At 46.7% G+C, this 18,053-nt stretch carries 22 protein-coding genes and 3 pseudogenes; 17 read left to right on the forward strand and 8 right to left on the reverse strand.

Annotated features, from left to right (window positions below):
- The first annotated feature begins 402 nt into the window (after positions 1–402).
- Positions 403–900: pseudogene (locus U5R06_08375) on the forward strand (hypothetical protein).
- Between the two features lie 214 nt (positions 901–1,114).
- Positions 1,115–1,789, forward strand: a complete 675-nt coding sequence (locus tag U5R06_08380) for a glycoside hydrolase family 92 protein (protein ID MDZ7722816.1) — start codon at positions 1,115–1,117, stop codon at positions 1,787–1,789.
- A 117-nt stretch (positions 1,790–1,906) separates the two neighbouring features.
- On the opposite strand, the gene U5R06_08385 is transcribed toward U5R06_08380, so the two are convergent.
- Positions 1,907–2,239, reverse strand: coding sequence for a type II toxin-antitoxin system VapC family toxin (locus U5R06_08385; protein MDZ7722817.1), 333 nt, complete (start codon positions 2,237–2,239; stop codon positions 1,907–1,909).
- A gap of 758 nt (positions 2,240–2,997) precedes the next feature.
- Here U5R06_08385 and U5R06_08390 point away from each other — a divergent pair.
- The 11 genes from U5R06_08390 (at position 2,998) to U5R06_08440 (ending at position 8,347) form a co-directional block, all read left to right on the forward strand.
- A complete protein-coding gene (locus U5R06_08390; GenBank protein ID MDZ7722818.1) occupies positions 2,998–3,213 on the forward strand; it encodes an SNF2-related protein in 216 nt (71 codons plus the stop codon).
- A 22-nt stretch (positions 3,214–3,235) separates the two neighbouring features.
- Positions 3,236–4,417: an SNF2-related protein gene (locus U5R06_08395; GenBank protein MDZ7722819.1), complete on the forward strand. Its 1,182-nt coding sequence runs from the start codon at positions 3,236–3,238 to the stop codon at positions 4,415–4,417.
- Complete coding sequence (locus U5R06_08400) at positions 4,353–4,646, forward strand: helicase-related protein (protein MDZ7722820.1); 294 nt, start codon at positions 4,353–4,355, stop codon at positions 4,644–4,646. The genes U5R06_08395 and U5R06_08400 overlap by 65 nt, the downstream gene beginning before the upstream one ends.
- Positions 4,643–4,771: a hypothetical protein gene (locus U5R06_08405; protein ID MDZ7722821.1), complete on the forward strand. Its 129-nt coding sequence runs from the start codon at positions 4,643–4,645 to the stop codon at positions 4,769–4,771. Before U5R06_08400 ends, U5R06_08405 begins: the two co-directional genes overlap by 4 nt.
- Before the next feature lie 109 nt (positions 4,772–4,880).
- A complete protein-coding gene (locus U5R06_08410; GenBank protein ID MDZ7722822.1) occupies positions 4,881–5,081 on the forward strand; it encodes a hypothetical protein in 201 nt (66 codons plus the stop codon).
- Complete coding sequence (locus tag U5R06_08415; protein ID MDZ7722823.1) at positions 5,038–5,262, forward strand: hypothetical protein; 225 nt, start codon at positions 5,038–5,040, stop codon at positions 5,260–5,262. Before U5R06_08410 ends, U5R06_08415 begins: the two co-directional genes overlap by 44 nt.
- 251 nt (positions 5,263–5,513) lie before the next feature.
- A complete protein-coding gene (locus tag U5R06_08420; protein MDZ7722824.1) occupies positions 5,514–5,639 on the forward strand; it encodes a hypothetical protein in 126 nt (41 codons plus the stop codon).
- A gap of 417 nt (positions 5,640–6,056) precedes the next feature.
- Positions 6,057–6,626 carry a hypothetical protein gene (locus tag U5R06_08425; GenBank protein MDZ7722825.1) on the forward strand — a complete coding sequence of 190 codons (570 nt, stop codon included), beginning with the start codon at positions 6,057–6,059 and terminating at the stop codon, positions 6,624–6,626.
- Positions 6,627–6,779: 153 nt separating this feature from the next.
- Positions 6,780–7,424 (forward strand): hypothetical protein, encoded by a 645-nt coding sequence (locus tag U5R06_08430; GenBank protein MDZ7722826.1) that lies wholly within the window; start codon positions 6,780–6,782, stop codon positions 7,422–7,424.
- A 94-nt stretch (positions 7,425–7,518) separates the two neighbouring features.
- Complete coding sequence (locus tag U5R06_08435) at positions 7,519–7,818, forward strand: hypothetical protein (protein MDZ7722827.1); 300 nt, start codon at positions 7,519–7,521, stop codon at positions 7,816–7,818.
- Entirely contained in the window at positions 7,799–8,347 is a 549-nt protein-coding gene (locus U5R06_08440) for a T9SS type A sorting domain-containing protein (protein ID MDZ7722828.1), read from the forward strand. Before U5R06_08435 ends, U5R06_08440 begins: the two co-directional genes overlap by 20 nt.
- A 106-nt stretch (positions 8,348–8,453) precedes the next feature.
- Here the strand turns inward: U5R06_08440 and U5R06_08445 are convergent, their stop codons facing one another.
- The 7 genes and pseudogenes from U5R06_08445 to U5R06_08475 form a co-directional block, all read right to left on the reverse strand.
- Positions 8,454–8,624, reverse strand: coding sequence for a hypothetical protein (locus U5R06_08445; protein MDZ7722829.1), 171 nt, complete (start codon positions 8,622–8,624; stop codon positions 8,454–8,456).
- Between the two features lie 55 nt (positions 8,625–8,679).
- A pseudogene (gene rfbC / locus U5R06_08450) lies at positions 8,680–9,193 on the reverse strand (dTDP-4-dehydrorhamnose 3,5-epimerase).
- Positions 9,194–9,430, reverse strand: coding sequence for a hypothetical protein (locus U5R06_08455; protein MDZ7722830.1), 237 nt, complete (start codon positions 9,428–9,430; stop codon positions 9,194–9,196). It lies immediately after the preceding pseudogene.
- Positions 9,397–10,500 (reverse strand): thymidine phosphorylase, encoded by a 1,104-nt coding sequence (locus U5R06_08460; GenBank protein ID MDZ7722831.1) that lies wholly within the window; start codon positions 10,498–10,500, stop codon positions 9,397–9,399. Before U5R06_08460 ends, U5R06_08455 begins: the two co-directional genes overlap by 34 nt.
- Before the next feature lie 4 nt (positions 10,501–10,504).
- Complete coding sequence (locus U5R06_08465) at positions 10,505–11,578, reverse strand: glycosyltransferase family protein (GenBank protein ID MDZ7722832.1); 1,074 nt, start codon at positions 11,576–11,578, stop codon at positions 10,505–10,507.
- A gap of 47 nt (positions 11,579–11,625) precedes the next feature.
- Positions 11,626–13,629: an oligopeptide transporter, OPT family gene (locus tag U5R06_08470; protein MDZ7722833.1), complete on the reverse strand. Its 2,004-nt coding sequence runs from the start codon at positions 13,627–13,629 to the stop codon at positions 11,626–11,628.
- Positions 13,630–13,702: 73 nt separating this feature from the next.
- Complete coding sequence (locus U5R06_08475; protein ID MDZ7722834.1) at positions 13,703–14,188, reverse strand: metallophosphoesterase; 486 nt, start codon at positions 14,186–14,188, stop codon at positions 13,703–13,705.
- Between the two features lie 436 nt (positions 14,189–14,624).
- On the opposite strand from U5R06_08475, the gene greA reads away from it, so the two are divergent.
- The 4 genes and pseudogenes from greA (at position 14,625) to sat (ending at position 18,047) form a co-directional block, all read left to right on the forward strand.
- Positions 14,625–15,095: a transcription elongation factor GreA gene (gene greA, locus U5R06_08480; protein ID MDZ7722835.1), complete on the forward strand. Its 471-nt coding sequence runs from the start codon at positions 14,625–14,627 to the stop codon at positions 15,093–15,095.
- A 17-nt stretch (positions 15,096–15,112) separates the two neighbouring features.
- Positions 15,113–15,670, forward strand: coding sequence for a hydrolase (locus U5R06_08485; protein ID MDZ7722836.1), 558 nt, complete (start codon positions 15,113–15,115; stop codon positions 15,668–15,670).
- A 67-nt stretch (positions 15,671–15,737) separates the two neighbouring features.
- Entirely contained in the window at positions 15,738–16,652 is a 915-nt protein-coding gene (trxB, locus tag U5R06_08490; protein ID MDZ7722837.1) for a thioredoxin-disulfide reductase, read from the forward strand.
- Between the two features lie 227 nt (positions 16,653–16,879).
- Positions 16,880–18,047 (forward strand): annotated as a pseudogene (gene sat / locus U5R06_08495) (sulfate adenylyltransferase).
- The last annotated feature ends 6 nt before the right edge of the window (positions 18,048–18,053 follow it).

The raw sequence follows: 18,053 nt of genomic DNA on the forward strand, positions 1-18,053 counted from the left end.
TTGTCGTGGGCGTGAGAATCCCAGAGAGGACCTGACCACGGTCTTGAAAGAGGCAGGATGAAGAATAAAGACGCTGGATCGACGATCAGGCCAACGTTTATCGCCACGTTCAGTATTGATGATCGGCGACGCGCCGACGTTTCATCATCCAGTTCCATTTACCACTGGCAAGGGAAATGCGCCAGGGCTTCGTTCCATTCTCCCGGACGCCGCCGACCAAGTCCAGCCCACCGTCACCTTGGTGGGCCAAGAAAAACACCAAACAGGTTCACCTTGATCACCACCACGTGGACGGCCAAGAAGGATAACGCTCAAACGACCAGTTGATCATCATCGCCGCTTGATCCTCATGGACGATTACCTTGACGTCAGCAGAAAAACCCCTGACCCATATGTGATCCCTTGATCGGGTCAGCAGGTCCCGGTCAGGTGTCACCGGCAGCCTCTGTCCCGTTCGGGCTGGTCCAGTGCGGTCCTGAAACTGAGTCTTTTGCAGGTGATGGCTATTGTGCGGATCATCCTGTTTTGGGATTCACCCACCTCAACAGCGACTCGCTTTTCAAGTGCAGATCGGATCAACCCGTTCACGAACGGTAATTCCGTCTCACTGTCATCGTATCGGAATAACCACGGGCACAGCCCGGATATTATGGTGTCGAGTTATCGGATGCACACGTGCATGTGGATATCACTGCGACTCGCCACACCGCCCTGCACCGCTATACGTTTCCGCAAGACCGTCCCGCCAACCTTCTGGTCGAAACGGTTCACACCCGGATGGAAAGCGCAAATCTGCAATTCCCGGGCGAATTCAGGGTTGTTTCATCAAACAGCGCCCGGGGCACCACCAAGTTTCACCGGCAGCAGCGGCGATACAGGGACGGTGTATTATTATCTTGAATTGCATATAAAACCGCAGCATGTTGATATCGGGTTGACCTAAAAAATCAGCCTGCTGATTCCGGCCGCCGCATCAAACTGGCGCACCACTTTGCCTGGATTTGGTTCGCTATAAAGAAACCATTGCTCTGCAAATTGGGTCTCCTTCAAGTATCCGCAAACAGGCAAAAGCCTGGACGGCAAAGACCTCGATACCCACGCGTTTGAATATCAAATGCTGCTCGGCGCATCGCTCTGGAATCAATGTCTGAACCGGATTGTGGTCAGTACGCCGCACTATGATAAAATCGTATTTTACAGCGCGCTTCACCGGGCCTTGCGCACACCGATGCCCGCATTCGAAGCATTTCCCGACGTTAAATTCTGTCTACAGTCATCCCCCATGCTGACCGCTTTATCTGAACTCGTTGCGCCCGGCCAAATTCCGGCTGGGATCATCGCAGAAATGCCTGTCGTTTCAAAACCTCTGTTCCTGCAGACAGATTCCCTGCTATTTTTAACAACAGATTCTCTTTTGCATGCGCCTTATTCGTATCTTTTCAACGGAGACAGCGCCCGGACATTTCGTTATCTCTCCAATATCCGGAGCCGGTTTACACATGAACGCGATGGATTACCGACAGCCGACCACGGCCGGGTCTCCGCCTGGCTGGTGTGGCAGATGCTGGGTCTGTATCCGCTTGATCCGGATCACTTTTTGATTCAGCCGCCGGTGTTCAGGGATATCCGTATCCGGGTCGAGCCCGCGTTGTTCAGGATTCAAACAAAATTCGGCGATTCTCCATTACCTGTCATTCGCAAAGCTGTTCTGAATGATAAATTGATTCAGCCCCACATCCCGATCCGGAAGATCAAAACAGGCGGACGTTTAAGGTTGGTTTGTTTTTGAGCAACATGTTATCAGATTGTAGACAGTGTCATACTGTCTGCATGTTGTATCTCTATTTTTTAGGATGAATATAAATATGTGGCAAAAATATTAATTCTATTCATCCATCGAGAAATTTCAAATTCCCCAGTCTTTTAAATTGAGATCTTTTACTCTGCAGAATTCACGTGTATTGTTAGTAACCAATGTAATATGGTTAGATAGAGCAATAGCTGCTATTAACATGTCATTTGGACCTATAGGTTTCCCTTTGCTTTCCAAATGATATCTGATCATTTCATTATCTTCAGCCGCTCTATCATCAAAGGGCAGTGAAATAAAATGGTTTATAAAGTCATTACATTTCTCAAGGTTTTCTTTGGGCTTTGCACTTTTCCAGACACCATAAATCAGTTCTGCTTTTACGATTGAGATATTGAAAGTATCTGGGGCTGTGTTGACAACACCTATTTATACATTCGTACATGTTTGACCAAATTTTATGCATATATTGGTATCCAATAAATAGATCATTCAAATTCCTCGCGTAGATCGTATTCACCTTGATTGCCGCGTCGAATGGGAGCATCGGCTAAACAGCCATAGGTTTTAGTGCATAGCCTCCGCCACCGTAATTTTTGATCCTGCTAATACCAATTTTCCAGTTTTCGTTCCTGATTCCGGAGTTTCAAGAGTTTTAATTATTTTATATAAAAAATATTGAGATGCTTGTCATGTAACTTTAATTTGATTTCTGCTTTTATTTTCTTTTTGCTTATCATTGTATAACCTTCCTCATTTAGTGACAATCACAATAATCATTCCATTTCTAATAATCAAGGAAAAAAATAAATGAATAAAAAAACACCTTGGGTTTAAATGTGTTTGTTATTATTTTAGGGGCTGAAAATTAGAACATCGAGATCATATATATTGAAACGTTTAATGATAAAGATTAAACCGTACCGACCAACAACCGCAATTCGGCCGCAAAAAGGTCGATTGGGATGGAAAAAATCGGGATTTTGGCAAATGCTGCCACTGCTTTGTATCATCATGATGTCCCCATACCCAACGATATAATTTCAAATAAGCCATGTACCGAATGAAACTGTTCACCACGTTTTTGAAATCAGGAAACCGATGTCAACACCGTATCACGCCAAATATTTTGCCTATGAAATCTCCCGTCATCGCACTGGTGTACCGTTCAGCAGCTCACGCATTCTTTGTTTGATGCGTGTGTCGATTTAAATCCGCATCAGATTGAGGCGTCTTTATTCGCGATTGAATCGCCGTTATCCCAGGGCGCTATATTAGCGGATGAAGTCGGCTTGGGAAAAACCATCGAAGCGGGGCTGCTGCTGTGTCAGTATTGGGCGGAGCGCAAACGCAAATTGCTGATTATCTGTCCGGCGTCGCTGCTAAAAGCAATGGAGCAATGAACTGATTGAAAAGTTCCCGCATTTGAGAAAATCATTCCGATCAGCAGCAATTCAGCGCGCTGAAGAGGAGAACAAAGATCCCTTTGATGAAAAGCAGGTCTATCTGATGTCCATTCATTTTGCCGCGCGCTATAGCATCCGGCTTCGCACGGTGGACTGGGATCTGGTGGTGATTGACGAAGCGCACAAGCTGCGCAATGTATTCCGGAAAAAGAACAAAATGGCCCAGAGTATCAAATGGGCGCTGCAGCCATTCAAAAAGATACTGCTGACCGCTACGCCGATACAGAATTCACTTTTAGAATTGTTCGGGCTGGCCATGCTGATCGATGAACATTATTTCGGGGATGTGGATTCTTTCCGCAGGCAATTCATTAATACAGCGGGCGGGATAGATGAACTGCGCCGGCGTATTACCGTTTTTTGTCACCGCACCCGGCGTGAACAGGTCACCGAGTATATTCGCTATACCCGGCGCCGGTCTATTACAACCCCGTTTTATCCCACGGACGAAGAGCAGCGCCTGTATGACCGGATCACGGAATTCATTCACCGCAAAGACAGTTATTCCATCCCGTCCGAGCAGCGGCATCTGATGATCCTGGTGCTGCGAAAAATACTGGCGTCTTCCCGTATTGCCACCGCAGGCGAACGGCAAAAGACCATGCTGGGTTGTTTGCTCGACCCTGCGAGGCATTTTGGCTCCGAACGCGATCCTGCAGCGTTTATTCGTGAGGAAAGTCTGGACGACGATTTACTGGAAGCGTACGACGAGTTGCCGGAAGAATCCGAAGAAGCTGGAAATCGATCCCGCTTTATTTGGATAAAGAGATCAAAGAACTGCAAAGCCTTATCCATCTGGCTGAAACGATTTCTGTGGATACCAAATCCGAGTCTTGTTAAGGCGCTTGATATTGCCTTTCATGAACTCGAGCAAATGGGCGCTCGTCGCAAGGTGGTGGTTTTTACGGAATCGCGGCGTACACAGGAGCATCTGGCCGCATTGCTGCGCAGCAGGGGATTCCGGGATACAGTGGTCACCTTTAACGGCACCAACACCGATCCGGCATCGCAGCAGACCCAATTGGTATGGCTGGACAAAAACAGAGATACCGGCAAAAGCAGCGGCTCCAAAGCGGTTGATATGCGCTGGGCGTTGGCGGCACGATTTCCGCGAAAAAGGCGAAATATTTATTGCCACTGAAGCTGCAGCAGAGGGAATTAATCTGCAGTTTGCATCGCTGCTCATCAATTACGATCTGCCCTGGAATCCTCAGCGCATCGAGCAGCGGATCGGCCGTTGCCACCGATACGGGCAGCAGTTTGATGTGGTGATTTCCTCAACAAAAATCAATGAAACCGACTGCCGGGTGTACGAGCTTTTGGATGAAAAGCTGAATAGATCGAATGGCGCGTTCCGGAACTTCAGATGAACATCGGGACAGTGGAGGATCAATTTGACATTGAAGGCCAGGTGCTGAATATTTACAATGCATGCCGCAGACAGATGAAAATAGAGACGCGTTTAACGGTCTGCGGCGAGAGATGGAACAGGTGATCGAAAACAAAATGCAGAGCACCAAACAACTGCTGCTCAAGCATTTTGACCGCGATGTGCATTCCCGGCTGAAAGTGAATCTTGAGGAAACGTGTGAAGCATTCTGATCATGTGGGCAGAATGTTTTGCAATGACACGCTACCGAACTGTACGTCAGGCGGCCGATGATGATCGTCGTCTGTGTTTCAATTTGTCACGTTCTCCCTTGCCATCGGTTCACGAGGGCGCCTATCATCTGGTATCGAAATTGCATCCAGCTCATCCCGGTGAGTATCTGTATCGTCTGGCGCATCTGGCTGGCAGAATATGATCGCGCCGGGAAACACAATTATGGAGTGGATATACGGTTCGATTACAGCAGCTTTAACGGCAAAATCACCCCCATCGGGCGTCTTTCCGGACAGTCCGGCTGGATGCTGATGACTGCTCTGACCATTGATTCGTTTGAACCCGAAGATTATCTGGTTGCGGCCTACGATACAAGGGTATGAAATCCGGACGATGACAACAATTTTTTCAACTCAGAGGCGCAGTGGGAAAATCCGTGCTCCCTGACGACAAAACCCTGAAAACATTGCAGGCGCTTGTAGAAAAAAACGTTGACGAGCGTGTGAAAAAATCAGCGGAATTGAACCGCGAATTTTTTAAAAAAGAGTGCCAAAACTGCAGCATCAGTGGCGGTATGACCGGTGCTGGCTCTGAAAGGTACCGGGGAATTTGAAACCAGGTTCGCACGGTGTCCATGCAGGCGCGATTAACAGAGCAGCCGTCGGAGCAGCACAAGCTGCAGGTTCAGGTGCGACAGATGGAAAAACGCAAGCGGGAACTGCGGCAAAGGTTGTTCCAGAGCGAGGATGACATTGGTTGATGACAGCACGCTGATCGATAAACTGGATCAGCGCAAACGCCAGACATATAAAACCGAGGAATTGTTTGTGCTTCGTTGGACGCTGATTTGAAAATAGTACTTTTAAAAGTTTGTATTCATGTCAAAGTACGAAAATGTCAACGTGTCTAATAATGATACAGTATTGGTAATTATTTGTGAATATATTGCCTGTGTACAGATTCAAAACACAACAATTATTATGGTTTAAGAAAATTTTCTCTGTAATAACATAAAATATCAGTCTCTTACGCTGCATCGTCTAATAAAGCTGAAATTTTCAATACCTGTGACTTTTAAATCTATTCGGAGAAGTTTGGTATTACTATTGCAAATAATTTATTGATTGATTATGTTACAGATTACAGGTGATGGTTCATTAAAAAAAGAGGTTGTACAATGAGAAATGCTTACAAATTCGTGAGCTTTGTGCTTTTGTGTGTTGCCGTGGCATTGCCGGCAGCAGCAGATGAGGCGGAGTTAGAGATTAAAGAGGACGAATATGAGGTAACTGTGGGTGACACCGTCATCCTTGAAGCCGTCTACAAAGACAGCACCGGCGCTGAACAGGATAAAAATCCGGATTGGTCTGTAGAGCCTGCCGATCGGCGCTACATTCGGCGAGAGAAATTGAGCCCCCATTCGACCCGGAAAACGGATACTATTGCTGAACTTGACGCTCTTGCTGATACTGCCCATTTGGAGATTGAGAGCGATACTGATGACGATGACGACGAGGATGACGGCAGAGAAAAAGGCGAGCTTACCGTTGTAATGATGATGTGGAAATGGCTGTGGGTGATTCTATCCAATTTTCCGCAATTTTCAGAGATACTTCCGGTGAAGAAACGGACACGACTGCAAACTGGATCGTCATTCCGGGTAAACTGGGCGTTTTTGGAGCGGACGGATGGTTTCATGCGCAACAACCCGGAAACGGTAAGATTCGTGCCCAGCTTGGTCGACTGAAAGATCAGGTTGATATTGAGATTAAAGCTGCCGGGGCGCGATGATCCTGAGTGACGGCAGGCCGCGTGTAGAAATTCTTACGGAAAAGTAAAGCTGCAGACTGAAGAATCAGAACAGTTAAAAGCTGTTTATCTGGATCAAACCGGGGATACCGTGGACGTCGATTTGAAATGGCGGGTCGCACCGGGATTTGTCGGAAGTATTGATCAAACCGGTTTGTTTACCGCTAAATACCCGGGTGAAGGTAAAATTGTTGCAAGATACCGCAATCTGACAGATGCTGCTGAGGTTGAGGTCGAAGGCGAATGGAGCCGCGGTAAAAGTGATGAAAACGAAGACAATCCGCATGTTGAAATTGTTACGGATCGCGTGGAATTATCCCCGGGTGATTCCGTACAGCTTTATGCCGTTTTCGTCGATAGTTCCGGGACGGAAACTGATTCAGGATTGACCTGGCGGCCTATCCTCCTGAACTGGGCGTGCTCAGCTGATAGCGCTTCCGGATTGTTCTACGCCAATGTGGAAGGAAATGGCTTTATCTATGCTGAATACCAGGGCTTTAGAGACCGAGTCAAGGTGAAAATCAAAGATGACGAGCCGGGTATCCGAAATGACAAACGCAAATCACCGGTGGTCATTACGCCGGATGATACCACTGTCACGGTCGGGGCTCAAGTGAGTTACTCGGTTCAGCTGCGTGTGGACAGCCTGCTTCAGGATACATCCGCAGTCTGGGGCAACTCCACGGGCAACAAAGTCGGAACCATCGACAGCAATGGCGCGTGTCGCGAACCATGACGCCCGGTGTGGCGATTATCAAAGCCATTGTCGGTGATTCAGTAGGAACCACAACAGATCGACGGTGGTCGATCCGGTTGCGGATCCGGACAGCGTGAACACGGTTAAAATTTCACGAGTACTTCCGGATGGACACGTTCTATCACCTGTAATGGTAAAGGAAGGGGATACCTATCAAATAGGCGGTTTGCCTTATCCGTTGAGCTTGTTCAACGGCGGACGGTTGCATTTTCCGTATGGCTCTTTAAAGAATGATATCACCCTACATATGCTGCTGCCCACGCTGGCAACGGAAGACAGTTCTGCCGGAGTCGTATTCAGCGACAGCAGTGTGAACGCAGTGCAGTTTGTTGTGAATGCAGGGCGACAGTGTAGTGGAACCGTTTTATTTTGAAAAACCGCTCAATATTATTCTTCCATACAAACAGGACCTGCTGAATGAACTGGGTATCCGTGCGGAAGAATTGGGTCTGTTTTTCTTTACCGGCACCGGGAGCTATACAGATGCAGGAATCCAAAATGTGGTTGTGGATACGGTGGCCAATCGTATTTACGCCCAGGTTGTTCATTTTAGCACGCTGGTTGTGCGCAAACAACAGATGCAAACCGCTGCCCATGAATCTGTTATGAGCGGTCTGCCGCAACAGTATCGGCTTGAGCAGAATTATCCGAATCCATTCAATCCATCGACCCGAATTCAGTTCAGTCTCAAACAATCTGCAGATGTAACCATACGGGTTTATGACATCCTGGGACGCGAAATCTCAACGCTTGTGAGTCGCAAATTCCAGGCTGGACAGTATACTGCAGAATGGAATGGCATGAACAATACGGGCAAAATGACCGCCAGTGGCGTTTATATATACACATTGTCCATTGATGGCAAAACAGTAGCGGCGCGACGCATGCTCTTGTTAAAGTAATTCCATTTTCAGAAAGGCAGGGTCCCTAATGGGGGCTCTGCCTTTTTTACGAATGATTTTGCGAGTTCTGATAATATGTGCAGGCGGAATGAGAGGTTGTGCCGTATTATTTTTTCAATGTTAGGGGCTGATCGCAGCAGGTTAATCCATTTTCGCACTCGTTATGCCCGGTATCTTTGGAATACTCATGGGTACACTCTTTAATGACTTTGATCTCGAATCCGCACTGCGGGCATACATACACCTGTCCTATTTTCATGTTTTGACGATTTGGCATGCTTTCCTCCTCTCTTTTTACTCAAGGTCTGCGTCTTACAGAACAGGGGATTATTTTTATCTTTTTCAGATAAAATTAACGCATCATTGTCGATTGGCCAGGTGATATTGAGGTCGGGGTCATTCCAGACAATTCCGCGTTCCGCCTCCGGCGCATAAACAGACGTGCATTTGTACGTAAATTCTGCAATATCCGACATGACGTAGAAAGCCATGCCGCGAATCCGGGCGGAACGATATAAGCCTCTTCGCATTATCTTGCGACAGTTCAACCCCCACCCAGTGTCCCAGCGTTTCAGAATCCTGTCGAATATCAACCGCTACATCGTAAACTGACCCCTTGAACACCCGCACCAGTTTTCCCTGGGCGTGCGGTTCCAACTGATAATGCAGACCCCGCAATGTACCCTTGACGGAACAGCTGAAATTGTCCTGTACAAAATCAATTGCGATTCCGTTTTCAAAGAACAGAGGCTTTTTATAGATTTCCATGAAAAATCCACGTTGATCTCCGTGGATTTTGGGTTCTATCAGAATAACGTCCGGGATCGTTGTGGGGATAAACTGCATTTAAGCTCCTTGTAGGGTGTCCAATATAATTGAAAGCGGTTTGGGTTTTTTGCCGGTGATTGATACAGCGGAGCGTACGAGTTCAAAGCAGTCGTCTTGTTGCTTGTGTTTTGCATGTACCAGAGCGATTGTATCATTTTTATGAATGGTGTCTCCGTGTTTCACTGTAAATTGCACACCTACAATATGATCGATATTGTCTTCTATTGAACGGCGTCCGCCGCCCAGCTTAACCACGGCCTGACCAATTTTTCGTCATCAATATCGCTTATGTAGCCGTCTTTTTCCGCTTTTATAGATTCGATGTGTTCCGCCTGGGGATAGGATGAGGGATGTTCAATCACGTCCAGAGCGCCGTTTTGTGCGTGTATCATTTGTTTGAATTTGTCCAAAGCTTTGCCGCTTTCTATGAGTTCTGTTAATAGTTCGTATCCCTGCTGAGAATCAGTCACGATACGCCCCATCAAGAGCATGTGCAGCGCCAGTTCACGGGTCACTTGCATAATATCCTGCGGCCCTTCGCCTTTCAGACAGTCAATAACTTCGAGTATTTCCAGCCAATTCCCTGTCATATATCCCAGGGGTTGATCCATGCGTGTCAGGAGCGCTGTGGTTGCCAAATCGTTTTCTGCAGCGGTTTTGATAAGCAAATCTGCCAGTTTTTTTGCCTGCTTTGTATTCTTCATAAAGGCGCCGCGTCCGACTTTGATATCCAGAACCAGACCATCCAGATCTTCTGCCAGCTTTTTGCTCAGGATACTGGCTGTTATAAGAGGAATAGACTCGACCGTAGAAGTGGCGTCACGAAGTGCATACAGTTTGCGGTCTGCCGGTACGATCTTTGGGGTTTGTCCGATCATGGCCACACCGATTTCTTCGACCAAACGGTAAAACTCATCGATACTCAGATTCGTTTGCAAACCCGGAATGGATTCCAGTTTATCCAGCGTACCGCCGCTGTGTCCCAGACCACGTCCGGATATCATGGGGACCCGGATTCCGGCTGCAGCGGCCAGAGGCGCCAAAATTAATGAAATTTTATCCCCGACTCCGCCGGTGCTGTGTTTGTCAATTTTGGGTCCGGAAACTTTGCGAAAATCCATATGCCCGCCCGAGTGCAGCATCGCCCGGGTCAAGTCGCTTGTTTCCTGTGGATTCATGCCTTTCAAATAGACTGCAGTCAGCCACGCTGCTGCCTGATAATCAGGAATTTTGTTTTGGGCGTACTCTTGGATAAAGTATTCAATTTGTTCACTGCTGAGTGCCTTGCCGTTTTGTTTTTGTGTGATGATTTCCTGAATATCCATAGTATCACACTCCTTCCATAATTGTCTCTGCGATAAACGAGGCGCCGTCATCTTTTATACGAGGCCATCGATTCGGTTTGGAAAACAAAGTCTCGAGATGTGGATGCCAGTTCCCGGTTTTAAAATCTAAAGGCGGCAGTTCCCGGCTCACAGCATAATCCTCGAGTCCTTTTATTAGAGGCTGATCTTCAATGTTATCATATCGGGGTACGTACAGCGTTGGAACTTTATTGATAATGACTTCGGATACCATGCTGTAGCCCGGTTTTGTGATCACTGCATCGCATGCGGATAATAAATCGTAAAATTCAAACGAGTTTTGAATATTGATGATACCGCTGCCGGGGATGTCGCGATTCTGTGATAAATATGTAAAATGCTTTCCGGACTCCAATTGATCCCAGTCGATACCGAGCAGATCGGTCGTGCGCAATCCTAAAAAAACAAGTTTTGTGTCCGCAGAAATCTGTTTAAAGATCTGATCGCGAACGAATTCCGGCGCAAGGTTGGATCGACGCCCTACGAGCGGCGTATCGATGCTTTTGGAAAAGGCAGACAGGTCTCCATGAAATGGCAGACGATATAAAATGTCTGCTTTTGAATAAGACGCCCGGATATCGTTAACGACGAATTCATATTGCGGGAATTCGGCAAGCCATTGAGTATATATCCAGTCCCATGAGAAATTGCCGATAGCGGCAGAATTTATACCTGCACGCTGGGCCGCATCAAATGCAAACGGGGTAATATCCGAGAGTATCAGATTGATGTTTTGTGATTTAAGAAACTCTGTTTCTTTATTTACAAGAACCGATTTCTGTTCCAGGAGTTCAGCGTATCTTGCCAAAGTTTGCTTTTTGTCTATATAAAAACTGTCCGATTGGATGCAGCCAAAATCGAGTTCATTCTTAATATAACAAAATCGTGCATCGGGTTTCGGCTTGAAGAGCCATTCCGGTGCAGTTGTTTTGATCGTGATTTGGGAAATGTCGGGATATTCGAGCAGAGCCTTTATGATTTCAAAGGCACGAATTGCATGACCGTAACCATGCCCTGTTATATAATAGACAATATTCACAAACAGCCTCATAAAAGAGCCGGTGATGGATACCGGCTCTTTATCATTTATGACACGGATTCAGATTTTGCTTTCTTTGAGTCATAATACATATAGAAACAAATGACCAGAAAAAAGATCAGACCCAAAATTTCACCGGCATCGCTTTCGGCCCAATGGGTGGTAATAATGGGTTGAATCCAGCTGAGCTCATCAAACTTGACAAATTTTAAAAAGGCGGATAAAACGCCCATAATCGCACCGCCAGCGATGAATCCGGATGCGATTAATGTACCGCGTTCCCGGCGTTTTGCAGAAAGTTTTTCATTTTTTGTGCTTTTAATGACCAGATGTGAAATGATGCCGCCGGCAAGTATGGGGGTGTTGAGCTCAAGAGGTATATACATTCCCAGAGCAAACGCCAGCGGTGATATTCCAATCATTTGCAGAATCAATGCGAATATCGCACCGACGATATACAACATCCAGGCGGGCTGATTTGACATCAATGGTTTGATCACAGCGGCCATGGCGTTGGCCTGCGGAGCAACCAGTGCGCCTTTGCCCACAAACCCGTACGTTTCGTTCAGCATCATGATAACCAGTCCCACAGATGCAGCAGCAACCAGGGTTCCTAAAAATTTGTAGCGTTCCTGATTGAGCGGGGTGGTGCCCAGCCAGTATCCGATTTTTAAATCGGTGATAAAACCTCCGGCCATGGACAATGCCGTACATACCACGCCGCCTATTACAAGTGCGGAAACCATCCCTGTGGGACCGGAGAGTCCGGCTTTGACCAAAATGACTGATGACAAAATCAGCGTCATCAGAGTCATCCCGGATACCGGGTTGGTGCCTACAATTGCAATGGCCCGGGCGGCGACGGTGGTGAATAAAAAGGATACGATCAGCACGATGAGTAGACCAACAACGGCATGCCAGACCGTGTTGACGACACCGGCAAAAAAGAATACAAATATCAGAACAGCAAGTCCGGCAACCAGACCGCCGACCAGCCCCATCGGGATATCACGATCCGTGCGTACGGCGGATGCGCCTTCCACTTCTTTGACTTTGCCACCGACGATTTCAACCCATGCTAATTTGAGCGCACCGCCGATAATTTTTGATGATTTTAAAATTCCAAGTATTCCCGCGCAGGCAATACCGCCGATACCGATATGGCGGACATACGTCGCGAATATTTGTTCGGCGGACATATCCCTGATCATGCCGATAGCTGTCGAGCCGACGATGATATCAACGTGCTGGCCGAAATAAGAGATGATGGGGATAAATACAAACCAGGACACAAACGAGCCGGCTGCAATTATAGCGGCGTATTTCAGGCCCACGATATAGCCCAATCCCATGACAGCAGCGCCGATATTTAACCGGAAAACAAGTTTGGCCTTATCCGCCACACCGGTGAGCAGCGGGATAGCGCGGCTGGTAAATACTTCTGACCACCAGTGAAAGGTACCGACGATAAAATCGTAAATCCCGCCGATGGCCATGGCTTTTAACAGGATTTTTGCCTGGTCTCCACCGGATTCCCCGGCAACCAGGACCTCAGTGGTGGCGGTGGCTTCCGGAAACGGAAATTTACCATGCATGTCCTGAACAAAATACTTGCGGAACGGGATCAGAAAAAGAATACCCAGAAAACCGCCGAACAGAGACGAGAGAAAAATTTGGTAAAATTTGGCATCCAGCTGCAGAATATAGATGGCAGGGATGGTAAAAATGGCGCCGGCGACCACAACACCGGAGGCAGCACCAATGGATTGAATGATGACATTCTCAGACAAGGTGTTTTTACGTTTGAAAAAAACAGACAAACCGACGGCCAGAATCGCGATGGGAATCGCTGCTTCAAAGACCTGACCGATTTTCAATCCCAGATAAGCTGCTGCCATTGAAAAAATTGCTGAAAACAACAGTCCCCAGGTCAAGGACCAGGGAGTGATTTCCGGCAGAGGTTTATCAGCCGGAACAACCGGAATATACTCTTCTCCCTCTTTGAGCGGCCGGTATGCATTCTCCGGAAGAGAAGTTTTGGTGGGTTCCATAGCATCTCCTGTCAATTATTGATTAAGATTCTGAAAAATATAGGGGATATGCTACAATTTTGCAAGCGGAATCTTAAACATTCAGGTCAATAATTTGAACATTATTGTTTTGAGTGTTCCATACTGCCATCGTACTGCGGCCGTTGAGCCAGCCACCGATCTCCCCGGGATTGATAATCAGGGGGTTCTTTTCGGTCTGGATATCGATTGCGTGTGTGTGGCCATAGACGATGAGATCATATTGTCCTGTTTTTATCAGATCTTCCAGGGAGTCCGGTTCATGCAGCATCGCAATTTTTTTGTCATCGAGCTGCAGGCTATGCGGAGGGGGGAAAATATTTCCCTTGAAGGTATTGGACAAGCCGGTGCGTTCGCCATCATTATTTCCGAACACAATTGTGTACGGCATCTCGAGTTTTTTCATGACCCGATAAACAAACGGCGCGATCAGGTCCCCGGCGTGCAGGACATGTTCAATCTCATGTTTATTACACCATGTCACGGCTTTTTCGAGTTGCGGAAGATTATCGTGACTGTCAGCGAGAATGGCGACATACATATTGACTTTCCTTTTTTGATTTTATTATACGGATTTTCGGGCAGGAAATCAAGGACAGTGTACAATGTCAAGTACTAGTCATTCATCATTTTTTCTCTCTTTGCCCCAATTTGCTGCATAAGCGGCGAGGGGCCATCCGCATCGATCTGTCCGGGGTTCCGCAGCGAATATCCACGCTTCCATTTTAAAAATAAAGTTCGGCTGACAAAACGTGCAAATTTATCTGCTAAAATTCACATGAATACTGAAAACCCTGTAAAGGAGTCCGAAACGGACATTTACAGCTTGTATTTCTATAAAGGTCTTGACTTTATGGCGGTTTTTTATTAGTTTGTATACAACGAACCGAATCGTCACCGGCGATTCGGTTCGTTTTTTTTGATCACAATCTCAAACAGATGAATCGTACCATTCTCAAATAGAACGAGGTTTATTTATGAAGGCAATGTATTTGTCAAAGGAACAGTTTGAAAAATTGAACAAGGAACTCAAGCAGCTGAAAAGTGTGGATCGGAAGCAGGTGATCAATGATATCGAAGAAGCTCGTGATCACGGTGATTTGAAAGAAAACGCCGAATATGCGGCCGCCAAAGAACGTCAGGCATTAATTGAGGCTAAAATCGCTCGTCTGGAAGATACATTGTCGCGCGCCCGGGTTATAACTCAGGAGATGCAGAAAAATCCGGTTGTTCGGATTGGAAGCCGGGTTAAGGTACTTGATACGCAGCATGAAGAAGAAATAGAATACGAACTGGTGCCTTCGGCTGAATTTATCACCAGTGAATTGGATGCCATTTCTATTGATTCTCCGGTCGGAAAAGCTCTGGTTGGAAAAAAAGTTAAAGATTCTGTAGAAATCCAGGTTCCTGCCGGAACCATCACTTATAAAGTCCTGGATATCAAATAACCTCGTATGGGGGTTTTATGAATCGACATCCAAAATTACTTAACCCGGATTATTCGCTGCTCCTTGTCATTGATATACAGGAAAAGCTGTTTCGTGTCATGCCGGATTCTGTGAAAATTGCCGATAGAGCAGAGCGGCTCCTTGAAGGCTGCAAGGTTTTGGGTATTCCATTGTGGTACACAGAACAATATCCAAAAGGTCTCGGGCCGACCATCGAGCAGCTTGCGGTTCATTGTCATGATGCCCCGCGATTCGAAAAAACCGGTTTTTCCATCTGTATGAATGCTGATCTGGTTCATGCATTAAAAACCAGTTCGTTCAGACAAATCGTTTTGGTTGGTATCGAAACGCATGTCTGTGTTTTGCAATCGGCTTTTGATTTAAAGCATAATGGATTTCAGGTCTGTGTGGTAAGAGATGCTGTTGGTTCACGTTTCGACATTGATCACTCTACCGCGTTGCAGAGAATGCAGCAGGAAAAGATTACGGTGACCACCAGTGAATCAGTTCTTTTCGAATGGCTGGTAAAAGCGGGTACGGAAAAATTTAAAAAATTATCCGCTCTGATCAAATAGTTGAATCTTTCTCCTGACGAACCCATCCTATTTAACGAATGAAAAAAAGAAAGAGTTGGAGGAAATTATGAAAAAAGTGATTATCATTGGCTCCGGTCCGGCCGGACTCACGGCGGCAATCTATGCTGCCCGCGCCAATATGGAGCCCCTCGTCATATCCGGGACGGATCGGGGCGGACAGGTTACGTTAACTGATGATTTGGAAAACTATCCGGGTTTTCCGGAAGGGATTGGCGGAATGGAGATGTATCAGAAATTCGAAGAGCAGGCACAAAAATTCGGTGCAACTGTACTGTACGAAGATGTAACCAGGGTTGATCTCAAGGGTGATATTAAAAGAGTAGAAACAGCCAACGAAAAATATGAAACCCAAACGGTGATCATTGCCACAGGATCGGACCCGCGAAAACTGGATGTTCCCGGGGAGAAAGAATTGACGGGAAAGGGCGTGTCCTATTGCGCAACGTGTGATGGTTTCTTTTTTAAAGACAAGCACGTAGCAGTCATTGGGGGGGGAGATAGCGCCCTGGATGAGGGATTGTTTCTTACTCGCTTTGCCGACAAGGTGACCATCATACACCGCCGTGATCAGCTGCGCGCTGATCCGATACTGCAGGAACGTGCTTTCAAGAATGAAAAAGTGGATTTTATTTGGGATACCGTGGTTGAGGAAATTGTCGGAGATCAGGGAGTTTCACATTTAAAACTGCGAAACAAGAAAACGGACGAGTTGACTGATTTTGACGTGGACGGTGTTTTTATTTTTATCGGTCATATTCCCAATACGGATTTGTTTGAGGGGCAGGTTGATTTGAACGAATCCGGAACCGTCAAAACCAATGAACGAACCCATACCAACATACGGGGTGTTTTTGCCTGTGGTGATGTGCAGGATGATATCTATCGTCAGGCCATAACAGCTGCGGGAAGCGGGTGCAAATCGGCTATGGAGGCTGAAAAGATGGTGGCTGAAAGCGAATAGACGGCTTTTGTACAGGCGCCAACAATGCTGTTGTTTGGCGCCTGATTTCTATCTCTCCTTTTTATGAAAAGATGATTATTGTTATTTTGCAAAAAAATACCGATATTTATAGTCTGTATTTCAAGAGTATCGGGAATGACACAATCTTTATTGAAATTATGTGACGATTGAATATTTGTTGTTTTTACTTTGAAATAAATATCATAATTGACAAAAAGGAGATGGATATGAGTCTAGTAGCTCCTCATGGTGGCGCTCTGAAACCGTTGTTGTTGACCGGTGATGAGCTTGCCGCGGAAAAGAAACAGGCGGAATCGCTTCCGGTTGTACGCATGACATCGAGAGAAACCTCGGATCTTATTATGCTGGCAGTCGGTGCATTCAGTCCACTGAATGGATTTATGCGTGAAAAGGATTATAAAGGTGTGGTTCGGGACATGCATTTGGCTGACGGAACAGTGTGGCCCATACCGATTACTCTATCCGTGTCGAAAGAGCAGGCAGACACCATCAGCGAAGGAGATAAAGTTGCTCTTTTAGATGGTGAAAGCGATGAGTTGATGGGAACATTGCAGGTTGAAGAAAAGTATGGCTATGACAAGAAGGAAGAAGCCAGACAGGTTTTCCGGACTGAAGATGAACGGCATCCTGGTGTGGCCAAGGTATATGCTCAGCATGAGATATTGCTGGGTGGGACGGTCAAGGCTTTGTCCGAAGGCATGTATCCGCAGGCCTACGGTGAATACTATGCACGTCCGGCTGAAACCCGTGCGGCGTTTGAAGAACAGGGTTGGTCAACTGTGGCCGGATTCCAGACTCGCAATCCGCTGCACCGTTCACACGAGTATTGCACCAAAATTGCACTGGAAGTCAGTGACGGTCTGCTGATTCATCCGTTCGGTCGGGAAGCTTAAACCCGGAGATATTCCGGCTGAAACGCGTATGAAGTGTTACAATGTGCTTTTGGAAAATTACTACCCGACAGACCGGGTAATTCTTCGCGTTTACCCTATGGAAATGCGTTATGGAGGCCCACGGGAAGCGGTGCTGCATGCTGTATTCCGTCAGAATTACGGATGCAGCCATCTTGTGATCGGTCGTGATCATGCCGGAGTTGGAAATTACTATGGGCCGTTCGATGCCCAGTCTATTTTTGATGAATTCAGCAAAGATGAGCTCAAGATCAAACCACTGAAAATCGACTGGACCTTTTGGTGTCACAAATGTGATGGTATGGCCTCTATGAAGACCTGTCCCCATGGGAAAGATGACCGTGTGTTAATCAGCGGAACCGCATTGCGTGAAATGCTGGCGAACGGAGAGCGTCCTCCGAAAGAATTCAGCCGGCCCGAGGTAGTGGATATATTGATGGACTATTATCAATCATTGAAATAGCAGGAG

This window comes from candidate division KSB1 bacterium, assembly GCA_034521575.1.
Classification (GTDB): Bacteria; Zhuqueibacterota; Zhuqueibacteria; order Residuimicrobiales; family Krinioviventaceae; genus JAXHMJ01.